Source organism: Sporosarcina sp. (assembly GCF_029257255.1).
Classification (GTDB): Bacteria; Bacillota; Bacilli; order Bacillales_A; family Planococcaceae; genus Sporosarcina.
The window spans coordinates 1-15916 of sequence record NZ_JARICI010000019.1 but is presented as its reverse complement, the minus strand read 5'-3'; the positions used below and the strand labels follow the sequence as shown (position 1 = coordinate 15916).

The following is a 15916-nucleotide window of genomic DNA, read 5'->3' as shown; positions in this document are numbered from 1 at the left end:
TCTCAGTTAATTCGTTTGTTATTATGAATACCATTCTATTGAATGACTTACATCAGTTGTCTGTCTACTTTTTCTAAATTAACGAAGGTACCGGCGTGCACCTGCATATTCTGATTTATACGGTTCCAGTGTTAAAGGGACAATTTCCACCGTCTTTTTCGGATTTGGCGCATGAATCATTTTGCCGTCACCTATATACATACCGACATGGTGTACAGTACCTTTTCCTTTGTTGTAAGCATAGAACAACAGATCACCAGGCTGCAGATTTTTTCTATCTACTTTCAATCCGTTGACTGCCTGTACTGATGCATCTCTCGGTATATTAATACCATGCTGTCGATAGACGGAATACGTAAATCCTGAGCAATCCAGTCCAAAACCTGAAGTTCCTGCCCACAAATACGACAAGCCGTCAAAGATTTTTGCTGTTTCTATGATTTGCTCTTTTGTCGGTTTCGGCATTGTTCCTTTAGCGTTCACAGTCTTCACAGTGTTCTTGTTGATGTACTTCACACCGTCAGCTGGTGTCTGAACAGCAATGAGATTCCCTGTTTTTCCGACAACTGGCAGGATCGTATTAAAACTAATTGTAAGGAATGGCTTTTGACCTTTTTCATCCTGCGATAAAACCGCAGTTTTTGTTTTTACTATTACCTTCTCACAGGAAGAATAATTTGGATAGACCGTTGTCAAATGACTTTTCAATATCCATCCCGGATAACCCGCAGCGTTCTTTGGCGAAGACTGATCCACGACAGCTACCTGAACCCAATCTCCATGTGTATTCAGAACTTTCACTGCCTGACCGTAAAGCGCCTGTGTTTCGAGCTTGCCAACGAGCCATTGTTTTTGGGGTATATTCATCGCTGTTACCCATTTACTGATATCTGGTGATTTACTGACTGCTGCTGCATCAACATGGCGCTTGTCACCAGGTGTTTTCCATAGCGTAGCAACAGGAACATTGACGATTTTCTGTGCAGTATTATCGCCTTTATAACAGGCAGGTGTATCTGTAAAGCTTGGTTCCAGAATTCGAGCCAGGAACACGGCAAAATGTCCGCGTGTTAAAGACTCATTAGGCTTGAATGTATTATCTAAAAAGCCTGTTGTTATGGATTTAACTGACAGTGTCTGAATATCCGAGAGTGCCCAGTATGTTGCGGGTACGTCACGAAAACGATAATCAGTGCTTCCTTTCAAATCAAATGCTCGAACAAAAACAGCAGCCATCTGACCTCTTTTCAAGTTACCATCAGGCAGAAATTGATGCTCAGCATTTCCTGTGAAAATCCCTTCATCAATCATTGTTGCAATTAATGAATAGTGAGGATGGGATGACTTTATATCAGTCAGTTCCACATCCGGTCGGTTATCCATAGGAAGCTGTAACGCTCTCTGGATCATCGAGGAAGCTTCTAGGCGCGTGATCGGCGCATTGACACGATACTTTTCATTCGACTTTTCTTTAATAATCCCTTTATCAGCCAAATATTTTATTTCAGCAGCGGCGGAATGTTGATCTTTCACATCCGCGAAGACAGCAGCAAAAGAAGACAGGGGGAATGCATATGCCGCCATGAACAAAGCCAGCAGCAACCCGCATAGTTTTTTCAAGTCTACAACACTTCCAATCTATTAATTTTGTTCCATTAACTATACCTGAGTAAGAATATTTTGTATATAAATTTACGGTTCTTAACTGAGGTTTGAGTTGTTCTGTTGCTGATTAACAGTATGAATATTTGTGATTACGTTTGCCCTGAGCACGAATTACTGTTAACAAATATTACTAGCACAAATGTAATTTCTTACATCCCGCTATATAAAAAAGGAAAAAAGGAAAAAAGGAATTCTCCGCAATTGGAGAATTCCGTAGTATTGAATAGCAGTTCTCTGACTACTTTAATTCAAGTATGGATTACACTAGTATTTTCTTTAAAATCGCAACTGCCTGATCAATTTCTTCATTCGTGACAGTGAGTGGAGGAAGAAGACGTATGACGTTCGTTCCTGCAGGCACAAGCAATAATCCCTGTTTCTCCGCCTTCTGGATGACAGGACCGATTTCTTCATTCGAATGAATTCCAATCAGCAGACCGTTGCCACGCAATGAATAGTTGTCCGCTGGAAGTGCTGCAGTCAATTGCTGTTTCAGATATGTGGATTTGTCCTGGACGCCTTGTAAGAATGCAGGCTCAAATACATGATCAACAACCGTCTGTGCGACCGATACAGCCAATAGATTTCCGCCAAATGTCGTGCCGTGAGAACCCGGTCCGAACGTATCGAACAATTCTTTTCCAGCTAACAGCGCTCCAATTGGAAAGCCTCCGCCAAGTCCTTTCGCCAGTGTCACGATATCCGGTTTCAATGCCGTCTGTTCATACGCGTAACGCGTACCTGTGCGGCCAATTCCCGTCTGCACTTCGTCAATAATCAATAGGATGCCGAACTTTTCACAAGCTTCCATTATGGCTTTTGCGAATACCGGCTCAATTGAATTGACGCCGCCTTCACCTTGAATGACTTCGAGCATGATCGCTGCCGTTTTTTCATTCACAGCATTTTCCAGCGCGTCCGTATCATTAAACGGCAGCCATTCAAAACCTTCAAGCATTGGACCGAAGCCCTGCTGAATTTTTTCCTGACCAGTTGCCGCCATCGCACCAAAAGTCCGGCCGTGGAAAGACTGCTTAAACGTCAGAATATGATGTTTTCCCGTATGCTTTCTTGCCAGCTTGATGGCCGCTTCATTGGCCTCAGTTCCGCTGTTGCAGAATAATGCGCACGCAAGATCCGTCTCTTTCGTCAGCGTCTCCGCTAATTTTTCCTGCTCAGGACTTTCGAATAAATTCGAGATATGCCACAGTTTTTCACTCTGCTCTTGCAGCGTTTTGACAATCGCTGGATGTGCGTGACCGAGACTGACGACAGCGATGCCGCTTGTAAAGTCAAGGTACTCTTTCCCTTGATCGTCTGTGACGATCGTGCCCTGCCCTTTGACTAGGTGCACTGAACGTCTTGCATAGTTATTGAATAGTGAAGTCACGCGATAGCCTCCTCATTGGTAATGACCGTGCCTTTTAATTGCTGACCGACAATCTGAACAGAAGGAATACCTGCATTCAGACAGTCCATTGCGGCCTGCACCTTCGGGATCATCCCGCCATAAATATCTTCAGATTCGACCCAGCCGTGTATATCTGTCGGTACCACATTCGCCTGAGGCTGATCTTGAATTCGAATACCCGGCGTATCCGTTACAAGCAGAAGGCTTTCCGCTTCAACCGCCAGCGCTATGTGGCTTGCTACCGTATCGGCATTGACATTTAAGGGTTCCCCTTTGCTCGTTGCTCCAATACATGAAATGACGGGAAGAATACCTGAATCCAGCAATGAATCAAGAATCTCCGTCTTCACTTCCTGAATTTCACCGACATATCCGTACGTTTCAAAATCCAGCAAATCACAGGTGAACAGATTCGCATCAAAACCGCTCAATCCAATTGCTTTGACGCCTTCATCATTAAAACGGTGAACGAGCGCCGGATTAACCTGCCCAATCAAAATGGACTGGACAACACCAATTGCTTCTCCGCATGTCACACGGAAACCGTTCACTACGGAAGAAGTGATGCCGCGATCCGCAAGTTCCTGATTGATGTTTGGTCCGCCCCCGTGGACGATTATTAATTGTATGCCTTCTTGCTGTAATTGTTTCACCCTGTCAAAAAAAGCGCTGCTCAATTCATCGAGCATACTGCCGCCCAGTTTGATGACCTGGCGTTTACGTGCGGTAGGTTGCATTGATTTGGACGTAGTCATAAGTGAGATCGCACCCCCATGCTGTTCCTTCACCAGTGTTTTTTGGCCCCTGGTTCAGTTCCACTAAAAACTTCACTTCATGCTGCTTCAGATAAATCAGCAGATCTGCTTCAGAAAATTCGACGGGCTCACTGTTTTCTACTACAAGCGTAGTCCCGATATAGATATTGATTGTATCCGGATCAACCGTCGCTCCACTGTAGCCGATCGCTGCGATAATACGACCCCAGTTTGCGTCACAGCCGAATACAGCCGTCTTAACAAGCGGAGAGCCAACTACTGACTTGGCGATTTTACGCGCTTCTTCATCAGAAATTGCACCTGTTACTTTTGCTTCAATTAATTTTGTTGCGCCTTCACCGTCTTTTGCGATCATTTTCGCCAGATCAAGTGACACGGCATGCAGTGCATTGACGAACGACTCCCAATCAGGGTGCGTTGGTGTCAATGAATTATTTCCTGCCATTCCATTTGCCATCACGAGTACCATATCATTGGTAGATGTATCTCCGTCGACTGTGATTGAGTTGAACGTAACGTCTGTTATTTCTTTTAACGCCTGCTGTAAGTATTCCGATTCAATATTCGCATCTGTCGTAACGAAACCAAGCATCGTAGCCATATTTGGTTCGATCATTCCGGAACCTTTTGCCACCCCGGCAATTACGATTTCACGATCATCAACCACTGTTGCATAGGCTGTATTTTTTGTTACTGTATCTGTCGTTAAAATAGCTTGTGAGAATTGAATAGAACCTTCCAAACTATCGATTGGCTGCAATTGCTTAATGCCAGACAATAGCGGCTCCATTTTCATAGGCTCGCCGATGACGCCTGTTGATGCGATTCCGACTAAACTTTTATCGATACCCAGGTGATTAGCCGTTTCTTGCTGCATTTGCAGTGCATCCAACATACCCTGTTTGCCTGTGCATGCATTCGCATTGCCCGAATTAATAACGACTGCCTGCATTTTCTGGGTTTCATAGACTACTTGTTTTGTGACACTAAGCGGAGCTGCCTGGATTGCATTTGTTGTGAAGACTCCCGCAACGCTTGCTGGCACTTCGCTGACCAAGAGCGCTAGATCGTTTTTCTTATGCTTCAGTCCGCAGTGGATGCCGACTGCCTTAAATCCTTTTGGTGACACAATATTTTTACGCGAGATTCGCTTCATGCTTTCGATGGTTTCCATAGTAGTGCTCCCCTCAATTCTGGTGTTTTCTTTGATGTCTCAATATATCTTGAATATAAAAACTTACATTGTAGAAGTAAATTGGCTCCGCTGATTTCCGTTCCAGGCGGACGCAAGTCTTGCGAGCCCGCGGTGAGCCAAGCGAACAGCGAAGGGTTCGCTTTGCCGTATTTCTGTGAATCTTACAGAAATTAAGGCAATACAGCGTTCTTTCTACAAAATATTTCAGTTCAAGTAATCTAGATTAGATAAATAGCGGAATGTTATTAATCCCAGTTGTTTCATCTAAACCGTACTGGATATTCATATTCTGGATGGCCTGGCCTGCAGCCCCTTTTACGAGGTTGTCGATGACCGCGACGATTGTTGCCCGGTTTGTTCTTGGATCTACTTTGACATGTATATCGCAATAGTTGGATCCGTATACTTGCTTTGTTCCAATTTTTTGGATATCAGTCAATACCCGGACAAATGGACTGTTTTTATAGGTTTCTCTTAAGCAGTCTATTAACTGCTGTTCTGTAAACTGGCCATTCACTTTCGCATAGCTTGTTGCCATGATACCTCTTGTCATCGGTACGAGGTGTGTGGTGAATGTGATGGGTTCCGGCTGATCGGCGAAATGATTCATCGCCTGCTCAATTTCCGGTATATGCTGATGTTGATGTAATTTATAGATGGATAAGTTTTCATTAGTCTCACTGAAATGAGTTGCCGCACTTGGTTTATTTCCCGCTCCGGATACACCGCTTTTTGCATCGATGACCAGCTGGCTTCCGTCAATCAATCCATTCTTTACTAATGGAAGCAATGAAAGCAACACTGCTGTCGGATAACATCCTGGATTTGCGATGAATTCCGCATCTTTAATCCGTTCTTTATTCCATTCAGGAAGTCCATAAACACTTTTCTCAAGGAATTTCAGTTCAGGTGCATCTTTTTGATACCACTGCTTATATAATGCCGGATCTTTCAGCCGAAAATCGCCAGCTAAATCAATTAATCTCGGCCCCGTTCCTATTAGAGGCGGGAGTAAAGAAGTGGTTACGCCGGCCGGAGTACTGAAGAAAACAGTATCTAGCTGCCGGATTTTTTCCTTCTCTATCGCCTGCATAGGCTGATCGTGAATATTCACTAAATGTGGATATTTATTAGAAAATATAGTTCCTTCTTCTGAAGAAGTGAATAAATCAATCTGTTCAATTTCCGGGTGGCCCTGCAGCAGCCGGATCAATTCGAGACCACCATACCCGGACGCTCCTATGATTCCTACCTTCAACGTCATCACCTCATTATTCATTAGTTATAAGTATACGGATGTATAATTATAAAGTCAACTGTATTTTTATTTATTAACAGTCAATTTATCTAAAGACTTTCTGCTAACAGAAAAGGTATCAGTTCTTTCATTCAATATGGTACTATGATGAGGAGTATCAAAATTATTGTAACTAACGTAATTCAGGAGGCTACTATGGAAGATTTATTAAAACTATCCGGTAAGAATATTGTCATTATGGGTGTTGCGAATGAACGCAGTATTGGCTGGGGTGTCGCAAAATCATTATTCGCTGTGGGCGCAAATGTCATTTTCACCTACCGAAAAGACCGTTCCCGTGAGAAATTAGAGAAGGCTTTGGATAAACATGAATTAAAAGCTACACAAATTGTACAGTGTGACGTCAATAGTGATGAAAGCATGGAGCAGGCATTTAAAGCTATCGGTGAACAAGTCGGCGTGATACACGGTGTTGTACACTCCGTTGCATTCGCTCATCAGCAAGATTTACACAATCCATTTGTTGAGACAACACGTGACGGCTATGCATTCGCTCAAGACTCCAGTTCTTATTCATTGGTGGCTGCGGCGAGAGAAGCCCGCCATTATATGACAGAAGGCGGCGCGATCATCACAATGAGTTATTTAGGTGCAGAACGCGTGTTGGAAGGCTATAACGTGATGGGTGTTGCAAAGGCAGCTCTTGAAGCGTCCGTACGCTATTTGGCATCTGAACTCGGTGAGAAGAATATCCGGGTCAACGCTATCTCGGCAGGCGCAGTCCGTACATTGTCTGCTAAAGGAGTTCCTTCATTCAATACCATCCTGCATCAAATTGAAGAACGCGCTCCTTTAAAGCGCAACGTCAAACCGGAGGAAGTTTCAGATATGACTGTTGCGATGTTGAGCAAGCTATCTAGTGGAGTAACAGGTGAAGTCATTTACGTAGATGCCGGTTATCATATTATGGGATAAAAGAAAAAGGGTCTCTTCGGAGGCCCTTTTTTATGGTTCTATTCCAGTTTCTTCATTATACTGAGAATTCAACCGTGTATACTTGACAGAACATTATTGCATATCATATAGTGTTACGGCACGCATAACCTGAGCGTTATGCATAGGTTCCATTTTCAAAATACATAGATTTCTCGGAGTACTTCAGGAGGCATTACAAAATGAATAGTTTTACCAGATTTGACACGATAAAATTAGGGCTAACGATGTTTGCTCTCTTTTTTGGCGCGGGAAATATGATTTTCCCTCCGCTTCTTGGTCAGCAAGCAGGCACGGAGACATGGATTACGCTGGCGGGCTTCTTGATCACAGGCGTCGGACTTCCCTATCTTGGTGTTATCGCGGTGACAATGAGTGGCAATCAACTTAGCGACTTGGCGGGAAAAGCTTCTCCTTTATTCGCGATGATTTTTCCATTAGTCGTCTATTTAGCGCTTGGACCGTTTTTCGGGGTGCCGCGTACAGCGACCGTTTCATTTGAAATCGCTGTGTCCCCTTTTGTGCCAGATTCTTTCTATAGACCGGCACTAGCTATGTTTTCCATCTTGTTTTTTGCGGTAACGGTTTGGCTTTCATTGAAACCGAATAAAATGGTCGATCGATTCGGAAGTATTTTAACACCTGTATTACTTGCGATCGTGACACTCATTGTCGTGATCGGCATTGTAAACCCTGTGGGTGAAGCTGGCTTACCACGAGGAGCATATTCCGAGGATTTCTTTTTCAAAGGATTTATTGAGGGATACGGAACGATGGACGCGATGGCAGCTCTCGTCTTTGCCATCATTGTCATTAATGCAGTGAAAGCAAAAGGGATTACAGATAGAAAAGCAATTACTTCCATCACAATGAGAGCTGGAACTATCGCGGTTATCGGATTAAGTCTTGTGTATGCAGGATTGGCTTATTTAGGAATGACGAGCCGGAGCGTAGCAGAAGGTGCTACGAATGGCGGAGATATTTTGGCGGAGCTTGCGTATGCCTTAATGGGTAATAACGGTTTGTATCTGCTAGGCCTTGCCGTTACGCTTGCCTGCTTGACGACTTCTGTCGGACTAGTGTCGGCCAGTGCTTCGTATCTTTCAAAGGTTGCTCCTAAGATATCATATAAAGCATTTGTATTTATCATTTCCGTATTTTCTACGATTGTAGCTAATGTCGGCTTGACACAGTTACTTGCGGTGACTATTCCAGTATTGGTTGGAATATATCCTCTCGCGATTGTGCTGATCTCATTCCGATTGTTCCATCGTTTATTCCGCGGTTATCACGAAGTATATATACTGGGTTTAATCGCTGCCGGCGTAATTGGATTGTTTGATATGCTGGGCGCATTCGGTCTGGAATGGGCACCTGTATTGAAGGTACTTGGCTACTTGCCATTATATACACAGGGCGTCGGCTGGATTTTGCCGGCAGTAGTGTTCGGTCTAATCGGATATGTAATAGCTGCTGCTCAAGGAAAACCGCGAGTGGAACAGCAATAAAAGTTACGAGAAAGCCTGCGAATTTTGCAGGCTTTTTTGTTTGATCAATTCAGACGCAACTTACTCTTTTCCAGTCATCAGGCTTTTATTGCCCTTGGTAATGATGGTTTCATAATCAATATAATCGTAGATGTCGTTTTCAATATGACCGCTGAATTGGTTCAGTTCTGCTACTGTCAGGTCTTCAATTGCTTTCTTTTCTTTCTCACAATAAATGATGATCTTGCCGACAATTTCATGCGCATCCCGGAAAGGGGTGCCTTTCGCAACCAGGTAATCTGCCACTTCTGTTGCGTTTAAGAAGCCGCCTTTGATGGCTGCTTTCATTTGGTCAGCGTTGACTTGCAGCGTATCGATCATTTTAGACATGATCTCCAGGCAATCAAGCACCGTGTCGAGTGCGTCGAAAAATTGCTCCTTGTCTTCCTGCATGTCTTTATTATAGGTAAGCGGCAGACCTTTTAATGTAGTCAGCAAGGCAAAAAGGGAACCGTAGACGCGGCCTGTTTTTCCGCGGATCAACTCAGCTGCATCAGGGTTTTTCTTTTGTGGCATGATACTGCTGCCCGTAGAATACGCATCTGAAATCGTGATAAAACGGAATTCCTGGCTGCTCCAGAGAATCAGTTCTTCACTCAACCGGCTCATATGCATCATAATCAAGGAGAAATCAGACATTAGTTCCACTAAGTAATCACGGTCACTGACGCCATCAAGGAAATTATCCACCGGCTTATGAAAACCAAGCAATGCTGTCGTAACTTGGCGATCAATATCATGTGTGGTGCCTGCGAGTGCGCCACAGCCAAGCGGGTTTTCATTCAGTATTTCCGCTGCATTCTGCACACGTTTTTTATCCCGTTTGAACATTTGTGCATAGGCATCTAAATGATGACCGAATGTCACGACCTGCGCACGTTGCAAATGTGTATAACCCGGCATGATGACGTTATTTGCTTTTCCTTTTGCATCTAATGAATCAATTAATGTCTGCAATGCATCCTGTACAATAGATGCTTGGTTGCGTGCATACTGACGCATATCAACTGCCACTTGGTCGTTCCGGCTCCGTGCAGTATGCAGTTTCTTACCGGTTTCCCCTACCCGTTCTGTTAAATTCATTTCAATAAATGAATGGATGTCTTCGTAATTACCTTCTATTTTCAATTCACCCGATTCGATGTCTGTCAAAATGGACTGCAGGCCATTGACCAGCAGCTCCCCTTCTTCAGGCGTCAATAAATCGCAATGCACTTGCATTGTGACATGTGCGAGACTTCCTGCAATATCTTCTCTGAATAAACGATAATCAACGGGAAGCGAGCTGTTGAATTTCTCCATAATTTCATCTGCTTTGCTGCTAAATCGACCGCCCCAAAGTTTCATCATTCATCAAACCTCTCAAAGTGAATTTTTATGCATCTTTGTGTATTATAATTAAATTCTTGTCATCTTGCAACAAGGCAATTCATTTTTTTGATAATCATCTTACTATTTTGGGCTCCGTGAAGTTGCATGATGCTTCAATTTATGGGATAATTAATGAACTACAAATGAATGAGTGATGACAATGACAAATTTTGTCCCAACACAACCATTAAAAATTTTCCAAACCTCGCATACAACAGGCGAGGTTTTTTTGTTGCTTTCAGGAAACACTATTAGAGGAGGGAAACATTTATGGTAACAATGAATCAAGGACACTCTGCTTCTTCTATCATGGCGATCTGGGTAAGTTTATTAAGCAATATAGTACTAACTGTTTTAAAGTTGGTCGTCGGCTTTGTTTTCAGGAGTCCGGTACTACTTGCCGATGGCTTTCACAACGCAGGTGATGTCGTGGCTTCTGCTGCAGCTTTAACATCTATGAGGATTTCCAAACGCCCGGCGGATCAAGATCATCCTTATGGACACGGCAAAGCTGAGGTAATCGGCTCCGGCTTCGTAGCTATGATTTTAGGACTGGCCGCTATTTATATCGCGTTTGAAGCAGTGATGGCATTATTTGAAGATCCGGCAACCGCCAGCAAGATTGCGTTACTTACGGCGATTGTATCACTCATTTGGAAATATGTCCTGTACATCTATACGATTCGTGTCGGAAAAGCAGAAAACAGCAAAGGCTTGATTGCGACCGCCTATGACCATTTAGCTGATGTCTATGCTTCACTCGCAGCAGTTGTCGGTATTGGCTTGGCCTTGATTGGTGATTCATTTGCCATTCCGCTGCTGGCATACGGAGACCCGATTGCCGGGATTATCGTTTCAATCCTGGTGTTTAAGATAGCAATCGAAATCGGCAAGGAGAGCATCGATATTTTAATGGAAAAGAGCGTAAGTGATGAGCGTTTGGCAGCTTTTGAAAATCTTATCCATTCCATGCCCGAAGTAAAGCGCATTGATCGCCTGCGCGCAAGAGAACACGGTCATTATGTTCTTGTCGACATCCGCATCGGTGTTACCGGCGATTTGACGGTTCAGGAAGGTCATGTGATTTCCAGCAGACTGCGCAATTTAATCATGGCGCAAAATGAAGACGTTGACGAAGTGTTAATTCACTTAAATCCATGGTATCCCGAAAAGCAATCCGGTATACTTACTAACGAGGAGTGAACGAAATGAACCCATTAACCATAGAAAATTTAGAAATCTGCGCAAAAGAAACGGAAGAAACAATCCGTGAAGCAGACACATCATTTTTACTGGAACCGATATCCTATTTGAAATCCAACATAGCAGAATTTTTATATGTTGCGTCACCTGACCTTGATCAATATAAGGTTGATTCACTTGTTCTGGAAGTGGATGATATTTTCGGAACGTATATGGCATTATTCGGTTTGCAGGGCAGAAAAAAAGAAAGCGAGGCAATCCGTTCATTCATTGAAGAACAGTTGCAGCAGCAATTACTGGGTTTCAGCCTCTCCTTCTCTGATAATGAAGGACTGTGGGAAGTGAATATGCCGCTTGATCCAATTCAAGGATTTGATGAATCGATGACTATTGAACAGACTCTGCAGCTTCTTCATGAAGTGCTCGGCGGTCTTAGCAAAATGAAAGCAGGTAAGTAAGTGGAAACGTCTCAGTTTATCTATACGTATATTCGGCATCGCGATGAACAGGAATTATGCCGGATGGAAATGCGTGCTTTTTTCGGGAGTGACGTGCAGGAAAATGTCATCATAAGCGAGGTGGAGATTGATCCTTCACGCAGCCCGTTCATCCAGGCAAGACTTGAAGTTTGGATTCAGGCAGATACATTGGATTCATTGGCAGAGCAAGCCGCTGAATTAACAGTGAAGGAAACATTCAAGACTGTCTGCTTAAATGACATGGAGCTTGCCGGCACATTAAAGATTGGACATGCGAAACGCCGTGAAATCGAACGGAAAACGGGTCTTCAAATCAATGGTGAGCCTGAACTGGATAATCCCGAATTGTTGATTGGGATTGTGCAGCTCGATGACCGTTGGTATGCAGGAAAGCTGACAGAAAGTTCTTCTGACTGGTATGCACATCAACAGAAGCCGCATATGTATTCAACTGCACTTGGAACGCGTCTGGCACGGGCTGCTGTCAATATTGCGGTGCCGCATCCTGAAGGCTTGCGCGTAATTGATCCTTGTTGCGGAATCGGCACAGTGCTCGTGGAAGCTCTTTCGATGGGCATTCAAATCGAGGGACGCGATATTAATCCCCTCGTTGTCTATGGTTCACGGAAGAATATTGCGTATTTTAATCTTCATGGCGATGTGACGATTGGTCCGATTGCTGAAGTAAACGAGCATTATGATGTAGCGATTATTGATATGCCTTATAATTTGTTTACGCATATTACGGCTGAAGGGCAGCTGGCAATTTTGAAGGAAGCACGGCGCTTTACGAAAGGCTGTTTGATTATTACGATCGAAAACATCGACGAAATGCTCAGTGAAGCAGGCTTTACAATCACCGACCGCTGCCTTGCGCATAAAGGGACGTTTTCACGCGAAGTCGTTTGGTGTACATAAAAAAAGACGAGATGGAAGTTTTACTTCCTCTCGTCTTTTTTACGTTTAGAGCCAAACACTCACGTCTAAAATTAAACTTTCAGATTGAATTCATATTCAGTATCATTCGTTATATGACTTCCCCATTCACGGTTAGGTTGCAACCAGCTAACGCTTCTTTCCACAATTAAATCATCCAGCCTTACTTCGTAATCCTTGCGGTACGGTTTAATAAATTCTTCATCAAGCCAGCTATCTCTCGTGCCTTTCCATGTTTCATAAATGAGCAGTTCATCCGGTTGATCCAGATTATCCGAAACAATAGCGCTAATAAATGCCTTTTCGGATGACATCTCCTCAATTAAGGAAAATAGCTCCTTGCGGAATTCCTCTTTCTTCCCTGGTTTAGCCTTAAAACGAATATTGAGTTGAACTTGTTGATTGGTCATATTGATTCCTCCTATAAATTTTATATTTTGCGGCGATTCCGTTACACCATTCACCATTAACCTTTTTTAGGGACTATTTGTTATTTCTGCGCAGTTAAATTATACCTGTGCTAGCCCACCATCTACGAACAATTCAATACCCGTCAAGTAACTGCTTTCGTCTGAAGCAAGGAAAGATACAGCGTTTGCTACTTCTTCAGGTGTCCCAACTTTTCCAGCTGGAACAGTATTTTTGCTATTTTCCAGTACCTCTTCAAGTGCATCACCAAAAAGCTCATCGTATGCAGGTGTAAGAATACCTCCTGGACTAACCACATTCACACGGATTTCAGTACCTTTTAGGTCAAGAATCCAGTTGCGAACTAGCGCTCTTAATGCTGCTTTAGATGCTCCATATACACTAAACGCCGGGTTGCCAATTGATCCAGCTGTAGAGCCCGTTACAATAATAGAACCTACTTTGTCCGGGAATAGTGATAACGCTTTTTGAACAGTAAAGATGGTTCCTTTAACGTTAATGTCGAACGTTCTATCAACCTGCTCTTCAGTAATTTCACCTAATGGAAGGAAGTTGCCGGTGCCTGCATTAGCAAAAAGAATGTCCAACTTACCTTTTTCCTGCTTTATAATGTCATATAGTTTGTCTAAGTCTTCAAGCTTAGAAATATCACCTTGAACACCGGTTACGTTCTTGCCAATTTGGTTAACAGCTTTATCAAGTTCGTTTTGTCTACGTCCCGTGATATAAACATATGCACCTTCGTTGACAAATTTTTGTGCTGTAGCAAGACCAATACCACTTGTTCCACCCGTTACAAGCGCTATTTTACCTTCAAATTTACCCATACTTAACACTCCTTTAGAATTAATTTTATTTTATTTTATGTCTAGTACCTTTAAGTACTTAAAGAACAACTTACAAGATATAGTATCCTTTAGTAAGCGCATTAACGGAAGTACCCACTTTTTTGTGATATAGTAACTAAAAGGTAATAATTGTGGAATGGAGAGGTTGAGACTTGAAAACATTTAGTTGTGGTTTTGAAGTGACAAAGGAAGTTATTGGCGGAAAATGGAAAGGTCTTGTATTATACTTTTTAATGAATGGACCAAAGAGAACGAGTGAATTAAAGCGCATTGTCCCAAATATAACTCAGAAAATGCTGATTCAAACACTTAGAGAGCTTGAAGACAGTGGACTTGTGAACAGAAAGATGTATAATCAAGTACCACCGAAGGTTGAATATTCATCCACTGAACTTGGAGAATCTCTTAAACCTATCTTGCAGGTGCTCTGTCAATGGGGAATCCATTATGCGGAGCAAGAGTATGGAGAAGGTGAATTTGAAATCGTACAACCAGAAGAGGCTTCTTAATAAGGAAACCAAATTATAACGCTTTATATGTAAGGTATTTTATTGTTGTACCAAGATTTAGCCATTTTAATTCGAAGTAGATAGCCTCGACTTTAATACAATCAATAATGAAATAGGATATTATCATTAAAAATTGTCTGATCTATTCTTTTCTGATTTATTATCGATAGTAGTCAAGGTATATCATACTGTTGACTTGAAAGAAAGTTTGATCAAAAATACCTCACAAACCCGTATTTTATGATAAATAAGAAGAACCTATTTTGAAAAAAGGATTGATCAAAATGGGCTCTTTCTTTGTGAAGTATTGTTCAATTTTTATATAAAAGTTTTATCATTTCCTATCTAGATTTTTCAGCCATCGCCCCCGTTACTTAGATAGCGGTTTAAAACCGTTGATCTGCGCTGCAGCCAAGCGAACAGCGTAGGGTTCGCTTTGTCGTATTTCTGCGTCTTTTTGCAGAAATTAAGGCAGGACTTTATGGTGCTTTCAAATCCAGTTCATCCTCCCAGAGTCGCCGGCTTCCGCTCCGCTCAACTAAGTGTTTACCAAAAAACTTGTTCTACAATAGCATCCGATTTATGAATCCCAATATGTTATAAAAGCAATTTTAAAAACAAATTACTGGCAATAGTCTTCTTGGAGCATCCCCATTAGAACCTCATCAGAATATTTATCATTCAAAAAAAGAGATTGCCTTAATACTCCTTCTTTTTTAAACCCTGCCTTTTCATAAGCTTTAATACCACGAACGTTATGAGAAAACACCTCTAATTCTAAACGGTTTAACTTTAGCTCTTCAAAAGTGAACTTTAGTGCAAGTTGAGTTGCTTCAGTGCCATAACCTTTATTTAAATTACTTTGGCTATGTAGCGATATCCTAAATCCTGCTTTTTTATTGTCTTGATCAATTTCTAAAATAGATAAATCGCCTATTATTTGATTATTATCTAACAAACATATGGCAAAATCATAGCGAGTTCTATCTTCACTAAACTGCTTATAACTTTTAGTGATTCCTTCCAGCGTAAATGCGCTACGAGTTCCAGTCATATACATAAAATCCTCATTCTGACATGATTTTAAAATACTATCCATGTCTTCATTTTTAATAGGTCTTAAATATAATAAGCTTCCCTTTATCGTCATAATCACAGTAACCCCTTTTTTAGAAACTGGCCCTTTAACGGTATAATCCCTATTCAAGAATTGCACCCGTTAGCGAGAAGGTAGTTTAAAACCGTTGATTTCCGTTTCAGGCGGACGCTTTCCGCGGGCATGGCTTGAGCCAATCG

15 protein-coding genes are annotated in these 15916 nt (G+C 42.4%); 6 read left to right on the top strand and 9 right to left on the bottom strand.

Annotation, left to right across the window (positions count from 1 at the left end):
• Positions 1–78 precede the first annotated feature (78 nt).
• The 5 genes from Q1J64_RS04795 to argC all read right to left on the bottom strand — a co-directional run bounded on the left by Q1J64_RS04795 (position 79) and on the right by argC (position 6305).
• Positions 79–1620: an S-layer homology domain-containing protein gene (locus Q1J64_RS04795; protein WP_301107946.1), complete on the bottom strand. Its 1542-nt coding sequence runs from the start codon at positions 1618–1620 to the stop codon at positions 79–81.
• A gap of 304 nt (positions 1621–1924) precedes the next feature.
• Positions 1925–3055, bottom strand: coding sequence for an acetylornithine transaminase (argD, locus tag Q1J64_RS04790; protein WP_301107945.1), 1131 nt, complete (start codon positions 3053–3055; stop codon positions 1925–1927).
• The gene (argB, locus tag Q1J64_RS04785) at positions 3052–3831 is read right to left on the bottom strand and encodes an acetylglutamate kinase (RefSeq protein WP_301107944.1); all 780 of its coding nucleotides are present in this window, start codon (positions 3829–3831) and stop codon (positions 3052–3054) included. The genes argD and argB overlap by 4 nt, the downstream gene beginning before the upstream one ends.
• The gene (gene argJ, locus Q1J64_RS04780) at positions 3794–5026 is read right to left on the bottom strand and encodes a bifunctional glutamate N-acetyltransferase/amino-acid acetyltransferase ArgJ (protein ID WP_301107943.1); all 1233 of its coding nucleotides are present in this window, start codon (positions 5024–5026) and stop codon (positions 3794–3796) included. Before argJ ends, argB begins: the two co-directional genes overlap by 38 nt.
• 244 nt (positions 5027–5270) lie before the next feature.
• Positions 5271–6305, bottom strand: a complete 1035-nt coding sequence (argC, locus tag Q1J64_RS04775) for an N-acetyl-gamma-glutamyl-phosphate reductase (RefSeq protein WP_301107942.1) — start codon at positions 6303–6305, stop codon at positions 5271–5273.
• Between the two features lie 195 nt (positions 6306–6500).
• On the opposite strand from argC, the gene fabI reads away from it, so the two are divergent.
• The gene (fabI, locus tag Q1J64_RS04770) at positions 6501–7280 is read left to right on the top strand and encodes an enoyl-ACP reductase FabI (RefSeq protein WP_301107941.1); all 780 of its coding nucleotides are present in this window, start codon (positions 6501–6503) and stop codon (positions 7278–7280) included.
• Positions 7281–7480: 200 nt separating this feature from the next.
• A complete protein-coding gene (gene brnQ / locus Q1J64_RS04765) occupies positions 7481–8806 on the top strand; it encodes a branched-chain amino acid transport system II carrier protein (protein ID WP_301107940.1) in 1326 nt (441 codons plus the stop codon).
• A 60-nt stretch (positions 8807–8866) separates the two neighbouring features.
• Here the strand turns inward: brnQ and argH are convergent, their stop codons facing one another.
• A complete protein-coding gene (gene argH / locus Q1J64_RS04760; protein WP_301107939.1) occupies positions 8867–10195 on the bottom strand; it encodes an argininosuccinate lyase in 1329 nt (442 codons plus the stop codon).
• Positions 10196–10495: 300 nt separating this feature from the next.
• Here argH and Q1J64_RS04755 point away from each other — a divergent pair, with 300 nt between their 5' ends.
• Genes Q1J64_RS04755 through Q1J64_RS04745 form a run of 3 tightly spaced genes read left to right on the top strand, consistent with a single transcriptional unit; the run spans position 10496 to position 12816 of the window.
• Positions 10496–11419: a cation diffusion facilitator family transporter gene (locus Q1J64_RS04755; protein ID WP_483315958.1), complete on the top strand. Its 924-nt coding sequence runs from the start codon at positions 10496–10498 to the stop codon at positions 11417–11419.
• 5 nt (positions 11420–11424) lie between these two features.
• Positions 11425–11877 (top strand): protoporphyrinogen oxidase, encoded by a 453-nt coding sequence (locus tag Q1J64_RS04750; RefSeq protein ID WP_301107937.1) that lies wholly within the window; start codon positions 11425–11427, stop codon positions 11875–11877.
• Positions 11878–12816, top strand: coding sequence for a TRM11 family SAM-dependent methyltransferase (locus tag Q1J64_RS04745; RefSeq protein WP_301107936.1), 939 nt, complete (start codon positions 11878–11880; stop codon positions 12814–12816).
• Positions 12817–12887: 71 nt separating this feature from the next.
• Here the strand turns inward: Q1J64_RS04745 and Q1J64_RS04740 are convergent, their stop codons facing one another.
• Both Q1J64_RS04740 and Q1J64_RS04735 read right to left on the bottom strand, forming a co-directional pair.
• A complete protein-coding gene (locus Q1J64_RS04740; RefSeq protein WP_301107935.1) occupies positions 12888–13244 on the bottom strand; it encodes an antibiotic biosynthesis monooxygenase family protein in 357 nt (118 codons plus the stop codon).
• Positions 13245–13343: 99 nt separating this feature from the next.
• Positions 13344–14090: an SDR family NAD(P)-dependent oxidoreductase gene (locus Q1J64_RS04735; RefSeq protein ID WP_301107934.1), complete on the bottom strand. Its 747-nt coding sequence runs from the start codon at positions 14088–14090 to the stop codon at positions 13344–13346.
• Between the two features lie 173 nt (positions 14091–14263).
• Between Q1J64_RS04735 and Q1J64_RS04730 the strand changes: the two genes are divergently transcribed.
• Positions 14264–14620, top strand: a complete 357-nt coding sequence (locus Q1J64_RS04730) for a winged helix-turn-helix transcriptional regulator (protein ID WP_301107933.1) — start codon at positions 14264–14266, stop codon at positions 14618–14620.
• Between the two features lie 622 nt (positions 14621–15242).
• On the opposite strand, the gene Q1J64_RS04725 is transcribed toward Q1J64_RS04730, so the two are convergent.
• On the bottom strand, positions 15243–15770 hold the full coding sequence (locus Q1J64_RS04725; protein ID WP_301107977.1) for a GNAT family N-acetyltransferase: 528 nt from the start codon (positions 15768–15770) through the stop codon (positions 15243–15245).
• Positions 15771–15916: the final 146 nt, after the last annotated feature.

What these genes read in the sequence shown, in the direction of transcription:
- argB (WP_301107944.1), bottom strand. Translation starts at nt 3,831, where the DNA reads ATGACTACGTCCAAATCAATGCAACCTACCGCACGTAAACGCCAGGTC.
- argJ (WP_301107943.1), bottom strand. Translation starts at nt 5,026, where the DNA reads ATGGAAACCATCGAAAGCATGAAGCGAATCTCGCGTAAAAATATTGTG.
- fabI (WP_301107941.1), top strand. Translation starts at nt 6,501, where the DNA reads ATGGAAGATTTATTAAAACTATCCGGTAAGAATATTGTCATTATGGGT.
- brnQ (WP_301107940.1), top strand. Translation starts at nt 7,481, where the DNA reads ATGAATAGTTTTACCAGATTTGACACGATAAAATTAGGGCTAACGATG.
- argH (WP_301107939.1), bottom strand. Translation starts at nt 10,195, where the DNA reads ATGATGAAACTTTGGGGCGGTCGATTTAGCAGCAAAGCAGATGAAATT.
- Q1J64_RS04755 (WP_483315958.1), top strand. Translation starts at nt 10,496, where the DNA reads ATGAATCAAGGACACTCTGCTTCTTCTATCATGGCGATCTGGGTAAGT.
- Q1J64_RS04750 (WP_301107937.1), top strand. Translation starts at nt 11,425, where the DNA reads ATGAACCCATTAACCATAGAAAATTTAGAAATCTGCGCAAAAGAAACG.
- Q1J64_RS04740 (WP_301107935.1), bottom strand. Translation starts at nt 13,244, where the DNA reads ATGACCAATCAACAAGTTCAACTCAATATTCGTTTTAAGGCTAAACCA.
- Q1J64_RS04735 (WP_301107934.1), bottom strand. Translation starts at nt 14,090, where the DNA reads ATGGGTAAATTTGAAGGTAAAATAGCGCTTGTAACGGGTGGAACAAGT.
- Q1J64_RS04725 (WP_301107977.1), bottom strand. Translation starts at nt 15,770, where the DNA reads ATGACGATAAAGGGAAGCTTATTATATTTAAGACCTATTAAAAATGAA.